At 65.5% G+C, this 17,237-nt stretch carries 14 protein-coding genes; 6 read left to right on the top strand and 8 right to left on the bottom strand.

Features of this window, described 5'->3' with window-relative positions; genetic code table 11:
- The first annotated feature begins 35 nt into the window (after positions 1 to 35).
- Both ACXJ1Z_RS09320 and ACXJ1Z_RS09315 read left to right on the top strand, forming a co-directional pair.
- Positions 36 to 506: a GbsR/MarR family transcriptional regulator gene (locus ACXJ1Z_RS09320; RefSeq protein WP_463776201.1), complete on the top strand. Its 471-nt coding sequence runs from the start codon at positions 36 to 38 to the stop codon at positions 504 to 506.
- A 23-nt stretch (positions 507 to 529) separates the two neighbouring features.
- Positions 530 to 1,288: an enoyl-CoA hydratase/isomerase family protein gene (locus tag ACXJ1Z_RS09315; RefSeq protein WP_463776199.1), complete on the top strand. Its 759-nt coding sequence runs from the start codon at positions 530 to 532 to the stop codon at positions 1,286 to 1,288.
- Positions 1,289 to 1,297: 9 nt separating this feature from the next.
- On the opposite strand, the gene ACXJ1Z_RS09310 is transcribed toward ACXJ1Z_RS09315, so the two are convergent.
- The 5 genes from ACXJ1Z_RS09310 to ACXJ1Z_RS09290 form a co-directional block, all read right to left on the bottom strand.
- Positions 1,298 to 2,320, bottom strand: a complete 1,023-nt coding sequence (locus tag ACXJ1Z_RS09310) for a DUF2889 domain-containing protein (RefSeq protein WP_463776197.1) — start codon at positions 2,318 to 2,320, stop codon at positions 1,298 to 1,300.
- Between the two features lie 61 nt (positions 2,321 to 2,381).
- Positions 2,382 to 3,407 carry an NADP-dependent oxidoreductase gene (locus ACXJ1Z_RS09305; protein ID WP_463776196.1) on the bottom strand — a complete coding sequence of 342 codons (1,026 nt, stop codon included), beginning with the start codon at positions 3,405 to 3,407 and terminating at the stop codon, positions 2,382 to 2,384.
- A gap of 8 nt (positions 3,408 to 3,415) precedes the next feature.
- A complete protein-coding gene (locus ACXJ1Z_RS09300; RefSeq protein WP_463776194.1) occupies positions 3,416 to 4,744 on the bottom strand; it encodes a cytochrome P450 in 1,329 nt (442 codons plus the stop codon).
- Entirely contained in the window at positions 4,744 to 5,559 is an 816-nt protein-coding gene (locus ACXJ1Z_RS09295; RefSeq protein WP_463776192.1) for an SDR family NAD(P)-dependent oxidoreductase, read from the bottom strand. Before ACXJ1Z_RS09295 ends, ACXJ1Z_RS09300 begins: the two co-directional genes overlap by 1 nt.
- 16 nt (positions 5,560 to 5,575) lie before the next feature.
- Positions 5,576 to 7,015, bottom strand: coding sequence for an aldehyde dehydrogenase family protein (locus tag ACXJ1Z_RS09290; RefSeq protein ID WP_463781211.1), 1,440 nt, complete (start codon positions 7,013 to 7,015; stop codon positions 5,576 to 5,578).
- Between the two features lie 235 nt (positions 7,016 to 7,250).
- On the opposite strand from ACXJ1Z_RS09290, the gene ACXJ1Z_RS09285 reads away from it, so the two are divergent.
- Together ACXJ1Z_RS09285 and ACXJ1Z_RS09280 are read left to right on the top strand one after the other, a co-directional pair.
- Entirely contained in the window at positions 7,251 to 8,759 is a 1,509-nt protein-coding gene (locus tag ACXJ1Z_RS09285; protein WP_463776190.1) for an NAD-dependent succinate-semialdehyde dehydrogenase, read from the top strand.
- A 79-nt stretch (positions 8,760 to 8,838) separates the two neighbouring features.
- A complete protein-coding gene (locus ACXJ1Z_RS09280) occupies positions 8,839 to 9,354 on the top strand; it encodes a GNAT family N-acetyltransferase (protein WP_463776188.1) in 516 nt (171 codons plus the stop codon).
- Between the two features lie 27 nt (positions 9,355 to 9,381).
- Here the strand turns inward: ACXJ1Z_RS09280 and ACXJ1Z_RS09275 are convergent, their stop codons facing one another.
- Positions 9,382 to 10,389, bottom strand: a complete 1,008-nt coding sequence (locus tag ACXJ1Z_RS09275; RefSeq protein ID WP_463776187.1) for a zinc transporter ZntB — start codon at positions 10,387 to 10,389, stop codon at positions 9,382 to 9,384.
- A gap of 126 nt (positions 10,390 to 10,515) precedes the next feature.
- On the opposite strand from ACXJ1Z_RS09275, the gene ispG reads away from it, so the two are divergent.
- Together ispG and ACXJ1Z_RS09265 are read left to right on the top strand one after the other, a co-directional pair.
- Complete coding sequence (gene ispG / locus ACXJ1Z_RS09270) at positions 10,516 to 11,652, top strand: flavodoxin-dependent (E)-4-hydroxy-3-methylbut-2-enyl-diphosphate synthase (RefSeq protein WP_463781210.1); 1,137 nt, start codon at positions 10,516 to 10,518, stop codon at positions 11,650 to 11,652.
- Entirely contained in the window at positions 11,649 to 12,137 is a 489-nt protein-coding gene (locus ACXJ1Z_RS09265) for a GNAT family N-acetyltransferase (protein WP_463776185.1), read from the top strand. The genes ispG and ACXJ1Z_RS09265 overlap by 4 nt, the downstream gene beginning before the upstream one ends.
- Positions 12,138 to 12,307: 170 nt before the next feature.
- Here the strand turns inward: ACXJ1Z_RS09265 and ACXJ1Z_RS09260 are convergent, their stop codons facing one another.
- Together ACXJ1Z_RS09260 and rpoC are read right to left on the bottom strand one after the other, a co-directional pair.
- The gene (locus ACXJ1Z_RS09260; protein ID WP_463776184.1) at positions 12,308 to 12,751 is read right to left on the bottom strand and encodes a hypothetical protein; all 444 of its coding nucleotides are present in this window, start codon (positions 12,749 to 12,751) and stop codon (positions 12,308 to 12,310) included.
- 155 nt (positions 12,752 to 12,906) lie between these two features.
- A complete protein-coding gene (gene rpoC, locus ACXJ1Z_RS09255) occupies positions 12,907 to 17,196 on the bottom strand; it encodes a DNA-directed RNA polymerase subunit beta' (RefSeq protein WP_463776182.1) in 4,290 nt (1,429 codons plus the stop codon).
- Between the last annotated feature and the right edge of the window lie 41 nt (positions 17,197 to 17,237).

The following is a 17,237-nucleotide window of genomic DNA, read 5'->3' as shown; positions in this document are numbered from 1 at the left end:
TCCTTAAAATTCACTAAATCCAGAATATGTCAAACATGAAGTTGTCTGCCGAGGACGAAAGCTTCCTCGATGATATCGCGCTGCTGATGGCGCCGTGGGGCTGGGCGAGGCCGGTGGGGCGGATCTACGCCTACCTTCTGCTGCGCGATGGCCCGGCAACGCTGGACGAGATTGCGGCGGATCTGGGCATGAGCAAGAGCAACACCAGCGTCGCCGCGCGCACGCTGGAGCACTGCGGCAACGCGCGCCGCCATAGCGAGCCGGGCAGCAAGCGCATCTACTACACGGTGCCAGACAGCCATGGCACCTCGTTCCTCGAACGCGCGGCGCTGCTGGGGCGGCTCGAGTCGCTGTTCAACCGCCAGTCCGCGCGCGCCCTGCCCGATGCGGTGACCGGCCGGTTCGACACGCTTGCCGCGTTCTACGCCCGGATGCGCGGGGCGATGGAAGACGTGATCGAGGCGGAACCGGCGCGCGGGATCCGCAAGGCAGCGCGGCGGGGCTGATACGACAGCGCGGGAGAGCGACGATGGATCTGGCCGACTACGTGGACAAGTACAGCTGCATTCGCTTCGCACGCGATGGCGGCGTGCTGGAGATGACTTTACACACGCGCGGCGGGCCGGCGCTGTGGGGCACCTCGCGCACCAGCCTGCACGCCGAGCTGGGCCAGGCCTTCGCCGATATCGCGCGCGATCCCGAGAACAAGGTGGTGGTGCTGACCGGCACGGGCGACAGCTTCATCGCCGGCGGCGACGCGCAGGAGCGCTTCGACGAGCCGGACATGGCGCACATGTGGCGGCGCATCCACGACGAGGGTCTGGCGCTGCTGCACAACCTGCTCGCCGTGCCGGTGCCGATGATCGCGGCGGTGAACGGCCCCGCGCTGGTCCATGCCGAACTGGCAGTGCTCGCCGACATCGTCCTGGCCGCGCCGCATGCCGAGTTCGCCGATCTCGCGCACACGATGCAGGGCGCGGTGCCGGGCGATGGCGTGCACGTCGTCTGGCCGATGCTGCTAGGGCCCAATCGTGGGCGCTATTTTCTGCTTACCGGCGAGCGGATCGGGGCTGAGGAAGCGCAGCGGCTCGGCGTCGTCGGCGAGGTGGTGCCCGCCGACGCCCTGCTCGGCCGTGCGCGCGAACATGCCCATCGCCTCGCCGGCCTGCCGGCACCGATGCTGCGGCACACCCGCAACCTGCTGGTGCGTGAACTGCGCCGCCGCATGTTCGACGAGTTGAGCAGCGGCCTCGCGCACGAAGGGCTCGCGATCCTGCTCGGCCGCTAAGGCCCGGGTTCAGGCCGGCTCGTGCAGCACCTCGGCGAGGCGGGGCACATCGGCGAGCGCACGCAACGCATCGTTGAGGTGCGTGCAGCCCTCCGGTCCGCGCAGCAATTCCAGAACGTCGCCACGGATGGTGTCGAGCCGTTTGCCGACCAGCCGATGCACGTTGTGGACCGCACCGGGACATTCGGAAAACGGCAGGATCCGTGCCTCGGGCTCCAGTGTCAGGATCTCGAGCGTATCGAGGTCGCATTGCGCGCGCAGCACGTATTCGTGAATGGCGACGCGGCCTCCGCCTTTCAGCTTGGCGCTGTCCTGAAACATCGAGTCGATCCGCAATTGCCCGGCGTTCTCATCCCGAGTCACGTCGATACGGCGAGCGCGGCGAAAGCCGGCACCGTCTTCCTCGAAGAACGCATGCCAACCTTCCGGATCGGCCGGGTTGCGCAGTTCTCCCGCATCGGCATCGGCCACGGGGTACGGCGGGTCGCCAGGCAGGACGCCCGAGTTGCCGGTCTGCAAGCCCCAGCAGATATTCGCGCGGCTCGACAGCATCGATTCCATCTCGTCGCCCATCTGCGCACGCATTTGCGCGGCAAGCTCTGGGTACCATTGCGACCATGCGAAGGACGACACCAGCGCCGTGCCCGAGATATCGTCCAGCACCAGGTAAAGCGGATCGTTGCGCTCGATCAGCTCGGGCAGACGTTCGCGCAGGGCCATGCGCAAGTGGTTGCCGCCACGCTCTCCCACCAGCGCATCGATGCCGGGATGATTGGGCTCCGACGTGATCGCGGTGATCGTCTTGTCTTCTGCCATGCGCAGGCGGAATCCACCCTCGCCCAGCACCTGACTTCGCCCGCCGCCCGGATGGGTGAGGTAATCGCGCGCCCGCCCGATCATCAGCCGTTGCCCTTGCGGACCATCAGGCCAGGCGACATCGATGCTGGATGTGCGCCGGACCGATCCGGAGGAGCGCAACGGGGCTGGATTGGCCGTGTCGCGCGGGGGCGGAGGATAGTGGGACGTCGCCATACCCGTACAGTGTAGCGCCGCGCCCAGCATATCAACCCTGCCCGTTACTCGCGCCCGACGATCAACCCTCCGGCGATACCCGCACCAGCAGCTTGCCGATGTGGTCGTGACCCCGAAAGACGCTGGCAAAGGCATCCGGCAAGGCCGCGATGCCCTCGACGATCGACTCGGCAAAGGTGATCTTGCCCGCCTTCATCCAGCCGGCGATATCGTCGAGGCCCTTCTGCCCCGCGAACATCCCCGCGAAGCCTTTGATCTCCAGCGCCTTGTTCATGATGTGGCGGTAGAAGCCGGGCAACCGGTCGGGACCGGGGCCTTCCATGCCAAGCCCGTAGTAAGCGATGAAGCCGCACATCGGCATGCGCGCGCCGCGCTTCAGATGCGGCAGCACCGCCATGGTGACATCGCCGCCGACGTTCTCGAAATAAACGTCCGCACCTTGCGGCAAGGCGGCCGTGAGCTGGTCGGCGAAGTCGGGCGCCTTGTAGTCCGCGACCGCGTCGAAGCCGAGGTCGAGCAGCCCCTGACACTTGGCCCTGCCACCGGCGATGCCGACCGCGCGCGCGCCGAGCGCCCTGGCGATCTGTCCCGCCATCGAACCGACCGCGCCGGCCGCCGCGGAGATGACGATGGTCTCGCCGGCCTGCAGCCGACCGACCTTGATCACGCCTTCGTAGGCCGTCTGCCCCGGCCCGCCGAGCGCGCCGAGCGCGGTCGACACCGGCGCCAGATCGGGATCGAGCTTGCGCGGGGGGCCACGATAGTCGCTCTTGTCCGGGGCGACGATGGCCCGCTCAGCCCACAAGCTGCGCCCCTCGACATAATCCCCTGCGGCGTAGTCCGGGTGGTTCGAGACGATCACGCGCGACACCGTCGGCCCGATCATCGGCGCACCCAGTTCCACCCGGCTGCCCCCCGTCATGGTCCTTTCGTCGACCGAAAACCGGATAAGCGGATCGACCGCGATGTAGAGCGTCTGCAGCAGCAGTTCGCCCGCGCCCGCTTGTGGTTCGGCCACCTCCTCGATGCGGAAGTCCGACGCTGCGGGATCGCCCTGGGCATAGCAGGCAAGGACGACCTGCTTCACGCCCGTGCTCACTTCAACCTGACCGGCACCGAGGTCATCCCGCGATGCTCGAGGCCGCGATACGCGGGCCGGGGCTTCGACGGATCGAACGTCATGTCGGGGAAGCGGTCGAGCAGGCCGTTGATGGCGACGATCATCTCCTGACGCGCGACCTCGATGCCCAGGCACCGGTGCGGGCCGAAGCCAAAACCCATGTTCGCCTGCTTTTTGCGGAAGATGTCGAATTCCAGTGGGCGCTCGAACACGGAAGGATCGTGGTTGGCGGCGCCGAAGCACAGGTAGACGCGCGTGCCTTCGGGTACGAACACGCCCTCCACTTCAGCGTCGGCGGTGCTCACACGCGGCATCATCGGGTCGGTGCAGCGCCACCTGAGCGACTCCTCGACCGCCAGTTCGACCAGGGCGCGGTCCTCGCGGCAGGCATCCCAGAAATGGCGGTGGGACATCAGCGCGTCGATGGTGATGCCCAGCTGCCGCCAGGTCGTGCCGCCACCGGCGAAGATCGCCAGCTTGCAATAGCCGAAGATTTCGTCCTCGGTCAGCTTGCGCTTGAAGCCGTCTTCCTCGTCGACGATCTCGGCATTCAGCAGCCCGGTGATGAGGTTGTCGCCGGGATCGCGGGTGTTCTGCGCGATCAGGTCACGCAGCGTGGTGTCGATCCAGGCGCGCGACGCCGCGGCCTCCTCGGGCGGCAGTTTGGCGGCACCGAAGGTGGCGCGATTGAGCTGGTAGCGAAATTCGATCACGTCCTCGCCCTCCAGCCCGATCGCACGGGTGACGGTCGCCATCGGCAGGCGGGCGCACAACTGGGTGTTGAGATCGGTTGTCTCTTCATCGCGCAAGCGGTCGAGGAGCGCGTCGACGGTCTCCTCGATCCAGCGCTTGTTCCACCAGTCGATGACCTTGGGCCGCTTGAACAAGGGCTGCGCGGCCGAGCGCAGGCGCTTGTGCGGCTTGCCCACCATCGACAGGATCGTGGTGCCGATCGTGCGCACGCCCGCGCTCTCGTTGTAGCCTTCGGACGAGAACAGCAGGTTTTCGCGAAAGCCGATCTCGTTCGCGCGATACGAAAAGAAGGTCATCTCGTTGCGCGGCGGGCCCATCGTCATCGGCAGTTCTGGTACGCCGAGCAGCCCGCGCAACGAACCCTGATGCACGGGCGCCGCATCGCGCAGCGCGTTCATGTCGTCGGTGTAGTCGCGGTTGCCGTCGACCCCGGCGTTCGCGCTTTCCTTGTTGACGTCGAACATCTCGGCATAGCGCGGATTGTCGGACATCAGCGAGGCCAGGGCATTCGAACCGGACCCATGGCCCATCGGACACGTCGCCATATGCATCAAGCTCCTGTCTTGCGGCCGGCCATCAGGCCGCCGTCGACCGGCAGGTTCACGCCGGTGATGTTGGACGCCAGGTCCGAACAGAGAAACAGCGCGGCAGCGGCGGTGTCACGCGGGTCGATCGCCTTGCCCAGCGGGTGCGCCTTGCCCATGCTTTCGAGGATGCGCTCCTTGTGGGAGCTATCGGGATCCATCCCGGCATAATGCGTGAGCATGCCGGCGGGGCACACCGCGTTGACGCGGATGCCCTGGTCGGCGACCTCGATCGCCAGTGAACGGGTAAGCTGGACGACCGCGCCCTTGGTGGTGCCATAGAGCACGCCGCCATAGCCCATCATGCCGGCGACCGACGCGGTGGAGACGATCGCGCCGCCGCCCTGCCCATCATCGGCCTGCTTCTGGAACTGGCGGATCGCCGCCTGACAGCCATAGACCACGCCGTTGATGTTCACGTCCTCGACGCGCTTCATCTCTTCGGGATCGCAGTCAATCAGCCGCTTGAGCCCTGTGCCGGGGATCGGGCTGATGGTGATGCCCGCATTGTTGTAGATCACGTCGAGCCGGCCGAACGCCGCCACCGCCTTCGCCACCGCCGCATCGACCGATGCAGGGTCGGACACGTCGCAACCGATCGCCACCGCCTCGTAGCCGGCGGCCGTCGCCAGCGCTGCGGTTTCCTCGGCACTGGCGGCGTTGATGTCGGCGGCCACGACCTTCGCGCCATGCTCGCCGAACAGCAGCACCGCCGCGCGCCCGACACCCGAGCCGGCGCCGGTTATGAGCGCCACCTTTCCTTGGACCAGTCCGTCCATCATCTCTCTCCCGTGTTCCTCACCCGCCGATGTTCAGCGTGGTCATCATCTGGAATTCGCGCAGACCCTCGATGCCCCGCTCGCGCCCTTGCCCGCTCATCTTGATGCCGCCACCGCTGGCGTAGCTGGACATCAGCGCGCCGTTGATGTTCACCGCGCCGCTGCGAATCTTCAGGCCCACTTCCAGCGCCTTGACCTTGTCCGCGCCATGCACCCAGCCGGACAGGCCGAACTTGGAATCGTTCGCCATCTGCACCGCATGATCGAGATCGCGGTAACCGATCACGCCGATCACCGGCCCGAAGATCTCGTCCTGCGCGGCGGGATTGCCGTTGTCGGGCAGGTCGAGCACGGTCGGCTCGAAGAAGAACCCCTTGTCGAGATGTTCCGGGCGCTTGCCCCCAGTGACCACCTTGCCGCCCGCGGCGACGGCGGCCGCGACGAAGTGCTCGCATCGGGCGCGCTGCCCGGCGCTGATTACCGGCCCCAGCACCGTCGCCGGATCGCCGGCAGGCCCGATCTTCACGCCTTCCAGCGCCTTTGCCATGCTTTCGAGAACTTGTTCCTTGCTCTCCTGCGGCACGAACACGCGCGTACCCAGCACGCAGCCTTGCCCCGCATGCGAGAGACAGACGCTCGATGCCGCCGACGCCGCGCGGCCGACCGCATCCGGCAAATAGATCTGCGCCGACTTGCCGCCGAGCTCCAGCACGAGCCGCTTGAGCGTGGGCGCGGCCTGCTCGGCCACCTTGGCGCCGACCGCGCACGATCCGGTGAAGCTGACCATGTCGACATCGGGGTGCGTGGTCATGGCGAGGCCGCCTTCCAGCCCCTCCTCCATGATCACGTTCATGACGCCCTTGGGCAAGCCCGCCTCGTCGGCGGCCTCGGCAAAGACCATCGACGACAGCGGCGTGAGCGGATTGGGCCGCAGGATCACCGTGTCGCCCGCCATCAGCGCCGGCACGACTTTCCAGAACGCAGTGTAGAACGGCACGTTGTAGGCCGAGATCGCCGAGACCACGCCCAGCGGCGACCAGCGCTTGAGGCTCTGCACCACGAAGTACGGGTTGACCCGTTCGTGCAGCGGCAGCGGGTTCTCCTCATGCTCGGGCAGACGCAGGAACAGGTCGACGATCTCGTCGGTCATCCGCAGCGGCGCATGGACCTGTGCGCCCATGACGTTCGACGAGACCGGGCACCCCGCCTCCAGGATAGCGCATTCCTTCAGCCGATCCGCGCGGCTGCGCAGCGCCTCGGCATAGCGGGTCATATACCGGGCGCGTGCCTTCATCGACAGGCCAGACCAGCCGCCATCGTCGAAGGCCCGCCGCGCGGCGTCGATCGCGGCGATTACCTGCGGCTGCGATGCACCGACAACGGTGTCGACGACGCTTTCGTCCGAGGGGTTCTGCACGGCGAACGTGCTGCCCTCTCCCTTGACGAACGCGCCGTCGATGTAGCCCGCGTACTCCAGCTTACCCCTCCATATTCGTTATTTCGAATTTATGTTCGCCAAATCAGATTAGCGTAGCATGGTCGAGGCGTCAATCGGTCAGCCGGAGCATGGCTGTGCCGTTGCATCATGGCGGCGCCATCCCTATTCCACGCAACGCCTGCCCATTCGGCGCCTGGCGGCTGCGCAACGGCGCCGCCCCGCTGCGGCCCGACTATCGACGCGAAGGATGCCTGCGATGGCCTACACCGATTTCCTCAAGACCCAGTGCTACATCGATGGACAATGGGTGGATGCGGACTCCGGCGCGACGTTCGAAGTGACCGATCCGGGCTCGGGCAAGCTCATCGGCACGGTGCCCAAGGCCGGCGCCGCCGAGACCGCGCGCGCGATCGACGCCGCCGAGGCGGCGCTCCCCGCCTGGCGCGCCAAGACGGCGGGCGAGCGCGCCAAGCTGATGCGCAAGCTGTTCGACCTGATGATCCAGCACCAGGACGAGCTGGGCGAACTGCTCAGCCGCGAGCAGGGAAAGCCTTTCGCGGAAGGCAAGGGCGAGATCGTCTACGGCGCGGGCTTCATCGAATGGTTCGCCGAAGAGGGCAAGCGCGCCTATGGCGACGTGATCCCCAGCCATGCCGCCGATCGCCGCATCGTCGTGATCAAGCAGGGCATCGGCGTCGTCGGCGCGATCACGCCATGGAACTTCCCCAACGCGATGATCACCCGCAAGCTCGGCCCGGCGCTCGCCGCTGGCTGCACGATGGTCATCAAGCCGGCTTCGGCAACGCCCTACTCGGCGCTGGCGATCGCGGTGCTGTGCGAGATGGCGGGCATTCCCAAGGGCGTCGTCAACGTCGTCACCGGCAGCGCCGGCGCGATCGGCTCTGAACTGACGCGCAATCCCAAGGTCGCCAAGATCACTTTCACCGGATCGACCGAGATCGGCCGCCAGTTGCTCAAGGAATCGGCCGAGACGATCAAGAAATGCTCGATGGAACTGGGCGGCAACGCGCCGTTCCTGGTGTTCGACGATGCCGACGTCGATGCCGCGATCGAAGGCGCGATGATCTCCAAGTTCCGCAACGGCGGCCAGACATGCGTATGCACCAACAGGTTCTACGTGCAGGACGGCGTCTATGATGAGTTCGTCAGCAAGCTGGCAACCCGCGTCAAGGCGATGAAGATCGGCTACGCCATGGACGAAGGCACGCAAGTCGGCCCGCTGATCGACGAGAAGGCGGTCGAAAAGGTCGAGGAGCATCTGCAGGACGCGCTCGATGGCGGCGCCACCGTGCTCGCCGGCGGCAAGCGCAGCCCGCTGGGCCACAGCTACTTCGAGCCCACCGTGATCGCCGGCGTCAAGCGCGACATGAAGCTCGCCAAGGAAGAGACCTTCGGGCCGCTCGCCGGCGTGATCCGCTTCACCGACGAAGCCGATGCGATCGCCATGGCCAACGATACCGAGTTCGGTCTCGCCAGCTACTTCTACGCCCGCGACATCAGCCGCGTGTGGCGCGTGGCCGAGGCGCTGGAAGCCGGCATGGTCGGCATCAACACCGGGCTGATCTCCACCGAAGTCGCGCCGTTCGGCGGGGTCAAGCAGTCGGGCCTGGGCCGTGAAGGCTCCAAGTACGGCCTCGAGGACTTCATGGAGACCAAGTATCTGTGCATGGGGATCGAGACCTCGGCCCCCGCGGCCAAACAGGGTCAGCCGCAAGCCGGTTCCCCGGCTGCAGGCTCCGAGTAAGCGTTCGCCCGTTCTGCCGGCAGCCGGTCCGTTCGTGACCGGTTGACCGGCGGATCGCTTCGGCCGATCCACCGCACCCATGATCCTGCGCGCCGCCAACTCCACCGATGTCACCGCCTTGACCGCCTTGGGCGAGGCGGCGTTCTGCGCCTCCTTCGCGCATCTCTACGCGGCCGAGGACCTTGCCACGTTCCTAAGGTCCAGCCACTCGACCACCAAGGTCGCGGCGGAAGTCGCCGACCCGAACATGCGCGTACACCTGGCGGTCGACGCCGACGGCAAGTTGCTCGGCTTTTGCAAGCTCGTGCTCGCCTGCGGCTGGCCGGACCATGCTCGCGCCCCGCGTGTGATCGAACTCAAGCAGCTTTATACCGATCCCGATGCCACCGGGCGCGGCATCGGCGCCGCGCTGATGGACTGGGCGCTCGATGAAGCGGCCGCTTGTGGCGCGGGTGAGATCCAGCTGTCGGTCTATAGCGACAATCCCGGCGCACAGCGGTTCTATGCGCGGTATGGCTTCACCAAGATCGCCGGCATCCACTTCATGGTCGGCAACCAGCGCGACGAGGAGTTCCTGTTCGCCAGGCTGCTGTGACCCCGCCCGCGCGGCGCGTACCCGGGGTCAGAACCACTTGAGCCGGCGGAACAGCACCAGTTGCGCACCCGCGATCACCGCGCACATCCCCACGATCTTCCAGAATGCCAACGGATCGTGGGCGTTGGGAATACCTTCCACGTTCATGCCGATCAGGCCCGACAGGAACGTCAGCGGCAGGAAGATCGTGGAAACGATCGCAAGTTGCGACTGGTTGCGCGCATTGCGTTCCAGCAGGCGCGCGCGCACGTCGTCCTGCAGAACCAGCGCGCTCTCCTTCGCGATGTCGAGATCCTCAAGATAGCGCCGCAGACGATCGATCGACTCGGCGATCTCGCGTCGGTCATGATCCTCGAACCAGTCCGGTGCATCGCGTGAGATATTCTCCAGCGCCTCATGTTGGGGCGACATATACCGCTTGAGCGCCAAGCACTCGCGCCGCACGCGCGAGATTTCCGCGAGCATGGCCTTGTCGGCACAATCCGCCTCGTCTGCCTCAAGCCGATCGATCGACTCGTCGAGTTCGTAGATCGACTGGCTCATCCGCTCGATCAGATGCTCGGTCAGCGAGGTGATGAGGTTGCCGGCATCGACCGGCCCCTTGCCCGCATCCAGTTCGTCGCGGGTATCGCGCGGCGTCTGCAACGGCATACGGCGCAGCGTCAGCAGGCGCCTGCCATCGCTCCAGACTTGCATCGAGACCATATCCTCGGGCTCGGCGCCGGGATTGAAATTGATACCACGCAGCGTCGCCACCAAGGCATCGCTCTCGCGAAAAGCGCGCGGACGCGTGGAATCGCTGACCAGCAATTCGGCCGTGGGCTCGGGGATATCAAGATCGCGCATCAGCCATTCGGCCACCCCGTCGACCGATCGACACAGATGCAGCCACAAGACTTCGCCCGGAACGTCGGGGCGCCATGCGCGCGCTTCGTCCCAGCCGATTTCGCGCGCACCACCCTGCCCGTCCAGCACACGGCCAAACAGCAGGGGACCATCGAGGTCGCAATCATCGGTATGGCTCAAATCGGTCATGGCGAAATCCGTGATGCTCAAGACACCGCGCTCGGGAAAGTTGCAATCGCCTTCAATCGTCGCGACGCGCCGATAGACCGTAAAGCCGCCTTTCGCCTGTCACGCGAAAGGCCTATAGGCGACGTCATGTCCTCACTACGTCCATGGCGCACGATCGAGCGCCGCAAGAGCCGCCAGATCATGGTCGGCAAGGTCCCCGTCGGCGGCGATGCCCCGATCACGGTCCAGACCATGACCAACACGCTGACGAGCGACGCCAAGGCGACGATCGATCAGATCCGGCGCTGCGAGGATGCGGGGGCCGACCTGATCCGCGTTTCCTGCCCCGACGTCGAAAGCACCGCCGCATTTCGCGAGATCGTACGCGGCGCCACCGTGCCGCTGATCGCGGACATCCACTTTCACTACAAACGCGCGCTCGAAGCCGCCGACGCCGGCGCGGCCTGCCTGCGCATCAACCCCGGCAACATCGGATCGAGCGAACGCGTGGCCGAAGTCGTCCGCGCCGCCAAGGCCAACGGCTGCGCCATCCGCATCGGCGTCAACGCCGGCAGCCTGGAACGCCACTTGCTGGAAAAGTACGGCGAGCCCTGCCCCGAGGCGCTGATCGAGAGCGCCCTGGATCACATCAAGCTGCTGCAGGACCACGACTTCCACGAGTACAAGGTCGCGGTAAAGGCCTCGGACGTGTTCCTCGCGGTCGCTGCGTACCAGGGCCTGGCCGATGCGGTCGATTGCCCGTTGCACCTGGGCGTCACCGAAGCCGGCGGGCTCATCGGTGGCACGGTCAAGTCGGCGCTGGGCATCGGCAACATGCTCTGGGCCGGCATCGGCGACACCTTGCGCGTGTCGCTTTCGGCGGAACCCGAGGAAGAGGTTCGCGTCGGGTTCGAGATACTCAAGTCGCTCGGTCTGCGCACGCGCGGTGTCCGCGTGGTGTCCTGCCCGTCCTGCGCGCGTCAGGGCTTCGACGTGATCCGCACCGTCGAGGCGCTGGAGCAGCGCCTGTCACACATCAAAACGCCGCTCTCGCTGTCCGTGCTGGGCTGCGTCGTCAACGGCCCCGGCGAGGCGCGAGAGACGGATATCGGGCTGACCGGCGGCGGCAACGGCAAGCACATGGTCTATCTTTCGGGCGTGACGTCGCACCACGTGCAGTCGGACCAGATGCTCGATCACATTGTTTCGCTGGTCGAAGCTAAGGCGGCCGAAATCGAAGCGCAGATGACCGATGCAGACAAAGTCACCGAAGCGGCCGAATGACGGTCTCCGGGATTGCGATCCGTCCCGCCAGGCGTGAGGATCTGGCGCAGATCGCGGCCTTCATTCGCGATCTGGCCGAGTACGAGAAGCTGTCTCATGAAGTGCGCTTCAACGAGGCGACGCTGGCGGGGCATCTGTTCGGCGAACATCCGATGGCCGAAGTCGTGATCGGCGAGCTGAACGGGGTATCCCAGGGTTTCGCGCTGTTCTTCCACAATTTTTCGACCTTCGAAGGCCGGCCGGGGATCTACCTGGAAGATCTGTTCGTGCGGCCCATCGCGCGCGGCGCGGGGCTTGGTCGGGCCTTGTTGGCGCATCTTGCCCAGCTGACGATCGCGCGCGGCTGCGCCCGGCTGGAGTGGTCGGTCCTCGATTGGAATGCACCGGCAATCGCCTTGTACGAACATCTCGGCGCACGCGCGATGACGGGTTGGACGACCATGCGCCTCGATGCCGAGGCGCTCGCACGTCTGGGGAACGGCTGACCGCTCACATTGCTTGCAAATGGATCGCTTCGGGCCCGGCAGCGACCGCGCTGTCAAGCCTGGTCACAGATCCACAGCATGTCGCTGGCGCACGATCCGGGGCGGTCATCGGCGATAGCTTACGCGACTTCCGGCCAGCAGGTCCGCCGCTTTGCGCGCTGTGAAGGCCGCTAGAAGTAGATGTCGACGTAATCCGTAAGCTCGTCGCACCACTCGAATTCCCGCAGTCGGTAATAAGGTCTGCCTTGGGTTATCGCGAAGTGCCAGTCCTTCGTCGCTTCGCACTTGCGGCCAACGTCCGGTGTGTCGGAAATTCGGATCGTGCCCGAAAACGTGAAGTAGCCCTTCCCGATCTCGGTGATGGTCCCATCCATGAACAGACGGCCCGGACCTCCGGCCTGCGCCTGCGCGGCGGTAAGCCGCCAGATCGGCCCGCGTGTCACCCGAACCGAACCGCGCGTGTTCCAGTCGTTCCACTGCAGGGTCACACCTTTCGACGCTAACAAGCGCCTCGCGTCTTGCTGGCTGGAGATGATGGTTTCGCCCGATGGGGCGATATCGGCAGAAGCCGCGCTTGCGACAAGCATTGCGGCGAGCAGGAGGATCGTGCGCATCGGCCCAGGGTAGCGTCATCGTCACCGGCTGTCCCACGCAAACGGCGCCCGCGTACCATCAGCAATCCGATCGCGTCGGCGCGACACAAGAAAAAGCCCCCGCCGGATCACTCCGGCGGGGGCCTGTTCATCGACCGATGGGATCGACGCGAAGCTTATGCCTCGGCGTCGCCCTCACCCTTGATCAGGTAGTCGCCGGCATCCTCGTCGGTGCCGTGAGCCTCACCTTCCATGGTCGCCAGCGCATCGTTGCCGATCGCCGCTTCCGGGCCCTGCTTCAACTCGGCCGCATGCTCTTCGGCCGCGCTGTTGGGCGCGATAAGCGCTTCCTGCAGCTTGCGGTACGACGCACGCAGCGAGGCGTCGCGGCTCGTCGCAGCGACCCGCATGCGGTTCATGCCCGCACCCGTGCCTGCCGGGATAAGCCGGCCGACGATCACGTTCTCCTTCAGACCGATCAGCGAGTCGCGCTTGCCCTCGACCGCCGCCTGCGTGAGCACGCGGGTGGTTTCCTGGAACGAAGCGGCCGAGATGAACGAGCGCGTCTGCAGCGAAGCCTTGGTGATGCCCAGCAGCACCGGCTTGCCCTCGGCAGGGCGCTGGCCCTTGTCGAGCTTGGCGTTGTACTCGTTCATTTCCTCGTAGTCGACTTGCTCGCCGGCCAGCAGGGTGGTGTCGCCGCCGTGCGTGATCTCGACCTTCTGCAGCATCTGGCGAACGATCACCTCGATGTGCTTGTCGTTGATCTTCACGCCCTGAAGACGATAGACCTCCTGGATCTCCGCGCACAGGTACTCGGCCAGCGCTTCCACGCCCAGCACTTCGAGGATGTCGTGCGGGTCGGGCGAACCCGAGATCAGGTTGTCGCCCTTCTTCACGAAGTCGCCTTCCTGCACGTCGATCACCTTGGACTTGGGGATCAGGTACTCGACCGGTTCGCCCTCTTCCGGGATGATCGCGATCTTGCGCTTGGCCTTGTAGTCACGCACGAACTCGATCCGGCCCGAGGTCTTGGCGATGATCGCGTTGTCCTTGGGCTTGCGCGCCTCGAACAGCTCGGCAACGCGCGGCAGACCACCGGTGATGTCGCGGGTCTTGGCGGCTTCGCGGCTGGCACGTGCGATGATGTCGCCCGCTTCGACCGCTTGTCCGTCCTCGACCGAGAGCGTCGCACCCGGCGCGAGCATGTAGCGTGCCGCCTCGCCCGAGTCCTCGTCGAGGAGGGTGATGCGCGGACGCAGATCCTCCTTCTTCTTGGCGCGGGTCGAGCGATCCTCGGTCACCACGCGGCTGGTCATGCCGGTGGCTTCGTCGGCCTGCTCGCTCAGCGTGCGACCATCGATGAGGTCCTGATAGCGGATGATGCCGCTGGTCTCGGTGATGATTGGCAGCGAGAACGGATCCCACTCCGCCAGACGCTCGCCTTCCTTCACCACGCCACCGTTCTCGTGGATGAGCACGGTGCCGTAAGGGACGCGGTGCATGGCGCGCTCGCGGCCTTCGGTGTCCATCACCACGATCTCGCCGTTACGGGCAAGGCTGAGGCGACGGCCACGCTTGTCGGTGATCGTCGGGATGTCGCGATAGACGACGGTACCGTCCGAAATCGATTCCAGGTGGCTGGTTTCGTTGAGCTGCGCCGCACCACCGATGTGGAACGTACGCATGGTCAGCTGCGTGCCCGGCTCACCGATCGACTGCGCGGCGATGACGCCGACAGCCTCACCGATGTTCACCGGCGTACCGCGGGCGAGGTCACGCCCGTAGCACTTGCCGCAGACGCCCATCACGGCTTCGCAGACCAGCGGCGAACGAATACGCGCGGCCTGCAAGCCGGTCGCCTCGATCTTCGCCACGGCGCTCTCGTCGAGCAGCTGACCACTCGATGCGACGACTTCGCCGGCCTTGTCGACGATGTCCTCGGCCAGGGTCCGGCCCAGGATACGCTCGGCAAGCGAGGCGATGGTCGAACCGCCCTGGATGATCGAACGCATTTCCAGTGCCCGCTCGGTGCCGCAATCGTCGACCACAACCACGCAGTCCTGCGACACGTCGACCAGACGACGGGTGAGATAACCCGAGTTTGCCGTCTTCAACGCCGTATCCGCGAGGCCCTTGCGCGCGCCGTGGGTCGAGTTGAAGTACTCAAGAACGGTCAGGCCTTCCTTGAAGTTCGAGATGATCGGCGTCTCGATGATCTCGCCCGAGGGCTTGGCCATCAGGCCGCGCATGCCGGCAAGCTGCTTCATCTGCGCTGGCGAACCACGCGCACCGGAGTGGCTCATCATGTAGATCGAGTTGATCTGCTTTTGGCGGCCGGTTTCCGGATCGATCGGCATCGCGCGGATTTCGTCCATCATGGCGTTCGCCACCTGGTCGCCACAGCGGCTCCAGGCGTCGATCACCTTGTTGTACTTTTCCTGCTGGGTGATCAGGCCGTCCTGGTACTGCTGCTCGTAGTCCGCGACCAGTTCCTTGGTCTCGGCGACCAGCGCCACCTTGCTGTCCGGGATGATCATGTCGTCCTTGCCGAACGAGATGCCTGCCTTGAACGCGTTGCGGAAGCCCAGCGACATGATCGCGTCGGCGAACAGCACCGTGTCCTTCTGGCCGGTGTGGCGATAGACCTGGTCGATCACGTCACCCAATTCCTTCTTGGTGAGAAGACGGTTGACGACGTCGAAGGGTACCGTGTGGCTCTGCGGCAGGCATTCGCCGATCAGCATGCGGCCCGGCGTGGTCTCGACGCGCAGCATGTACTGCTTGCCGGCCTCGTCGGTCTGCGGGATCCGGGTGTGGATCTTGGAGTGCAGCGTGACCGCACCGACGTGCAGCGCCTGATGCACTTCGGCGATGTCGGACAGCATCATGCCCTCGCCAGGTTCGCCTTCGCGATCCATCGAGAGATAATACAGACCCAGCACCATGTCCTGCGACGGCACGATGATCGGCTTGCCGTTGGCGGGCGACAGGATGTTGTTGGTCGACATCATCAGCACGCGCGCTTCGAGCTGGGCTTCCAGCGAAAGCGGCACGTGTACGGCCATCTGGTCACCGTCGAAGTCGGCGTTGAAGGCCGAGCAGACGAGCGGGTGCAGCTGGATCGCCTTGCCCTCGATCAGGACGGGCTCGAACGCCTGGATGCCCAGACGGTGCAGCGTCGGCGCGCGGTTCAGCATGACCGGGTGCTCGCGGATCACCTCGTCCAGGATGTCCCAGACTTCCTTGCGCTCCTTCTCGACCCACTTCTTCGCCTGCTTGAGGGTCATCGACAGACCCTTGGCGTCGAGGCGGGCGTAGATGAACGGCTTGAACAGCTCGAGCGCCATCTTCTTGGGCAGGCCGCACTGATGCAGCTTGAGCTCGGGCCCGGTCACGATGACCGAACGGCCCGAGTAGTCGACGCGCTTGCCCAGAAGGTTCTGGCGGAAGCGGCCCTGTTTGCCCTTGAGCATGTCGGACAGCGACTTCAACGGACGCTTGTTCGCACCGGTGATGATGCGGCCACGGCGGCCGTTGTCGAACAGAGCGTCAACGGCTTCCTGCAGCATGCGCTTTTCGTTGCGCACGATGATATCGGGCGCGCGCAGCTCGATCAGGCGCTTGAGGCGGTTGTTGCGGTTGATGACGCGGCGATAGAGGTCGTTCAGGTCCGAGGTCGCGAAGCGGCCGCCGTCCAGCGGCACCAGCGGGCGCAGCTCTGGCGGGATGACCGGCACGACGTCGAGGATCATCCACTCAGGGCGGTTGCCCGAATCGATGAACGATTCCACGACCTTGAGGCGCTTGATGATCTTCTTGGGCTTGAGCTCGGACTTGGTGGTCCGCAGCTCTTCCAGCAGATCGTCACGCTCCTGCACCAAGTCGAGGCTCATCAGCATCGCCTTGACGGCTTCGGCGCCGATGCCGGCCGAGAACGCGTCCTCGCCGTACTCATCCTGCGCGTCGAGCATCTCGTCTTCGGTGAGCAGCTGGAACTTCTCGAGCGGGGTCAGGCCCGGCTCGATCACCAGATAGCTTTCGAAGTACAGCACGCGCTCCAGCTGCTTCAACTGCATGTCGAGCAGCAGGCCGATGCGCGATGGCAGCGACTTGAGGAACCAGATATGCGCGACCGGCGCGGCCAGCTCGATGTGGCCCATGCGCTCGCGACGCACCTTGGTGACGGTCACTTCGACGCCGCACTTCTCGCAGACGACGCCCTTGTACTTCATGCGCTTGTACTTGCCGCACAGGCACTCGTAGTCCTTCACGGGACCGAAGATCCGCGCGCAGAACAGGCCGTCACGCTCGGGCTTGAACGTGCGGTAGTTGATGGTTTCCGGCTTCTTGATCTCGCCGAAGGACCAGGAGCGGATGCGCTCGGGCGAGGCGAGACCGATCTGGATCTGATCGAAGGTCTCTGGCTTCGCCATCTGGTTCGTGAACTTGGTCAGGTCGTTCATAGTTTACGTCCCTCTGGGGGTAATTTCATGGGCGGGAGCGA

This window comes from Novosphingobium sp. TK46 (assembly GCF_055361525.1).
The sequence above is the reverse complement of the archived record's forward strand: the minus strand, read 5'-3'. Positions and strand labels throughout refer to the sequence as shown.

Excerpts from the sequence above, each read along its gene's own strand:
- ACXJ1Z_RS09265 (WP_463776185.1), top strand. The coding sequence starts at position 11,649 with ATGACGGTCTCCGGGATTGCGATCCGTCCCGCCAGGCGTGAGGATCTG.
- ACXJ1Z_RS09315 (WP_463776199.1), top strand. The coding sequence starts at position 530 with ATGGATCTGGCCGACTACGTGGACAAGTACAGCTGCATTCGCTTCGCA.
- ACXJ1Z_RS09260 (WP_463776184.1), bottom strand. The coding sequence starts at position 12,751 with ATGCGCACGATCCTCCTGCTCGCCGCAATGCTTGTCGCAAGCGCGGCT.
- ACXJ1Z_RS09295 (WP_463776192.1), bottom strand. The coding sequence starts at position 5,559 with ATGATGGACGGACTGGTCCAAGGAAAGGTGGCGCTCATAACCGGCGCC.
- ispG (WP_463781210.1), top strand. The coding sequence starts at position 10,516 with ATGTCCTCACTACGTCCATGGCGCACGATCGAGCGCCGCAAGAGCCGC.
- ACXJ1Z_RS09300 (WP_463776194.1), bottom strand. The coding sequence starts at position 4,744 with ATGCATATGGCGACGTGTCCGATGGGCCATGGGTCCGGTTCGAATGCC.
- rpoC (WP_463776182.1), bottom strand. The coding sequence starts at position 17,196 with ATGAACGACCTGACCAAGTTCACGAACCAGATGGCGAAGCCAGAGACC.
- ACXJ1Z_RS09275 (WP_463776187.1), bottom strand. The coding sequence starts at position 10,389 with ATGACCGATTTGAGCCATACCGATGATTGCGACCTCGATGGTCCCCTG.
- ACXJ1Z_RS09280 (WP_463776188.1), top strand. The coding sequence starts at position 8,839 with ATGATCCTGCGCGCCGCCAACTCCACCGATGTCACCGCCTTGACCGCC.
- ACXJ1Z_RS09320 (WP_463776201.1), top strand. The coding sequence starts at position 36 with ATGAAGTTGTCTGCCGAGGACGAAAGCTTCCTCGATGATATCGCGCTG.
- ACXJ1Z_RS09310 (WP_463776197.1), bottom strand. The coding sequence starts at position 2,320 with ATGGCGACGTCCCACTATCCTCCGCCCCCGCGCGACACGGCCAATCCA.
- ACXJ1Z_RS09285 (WP_463776190.1), top strand. The coding sequence starts at position 7,251 with ATGGCCTACACCGATTTCCTCAAGACCCAGTGCTACATCGATGGACAA.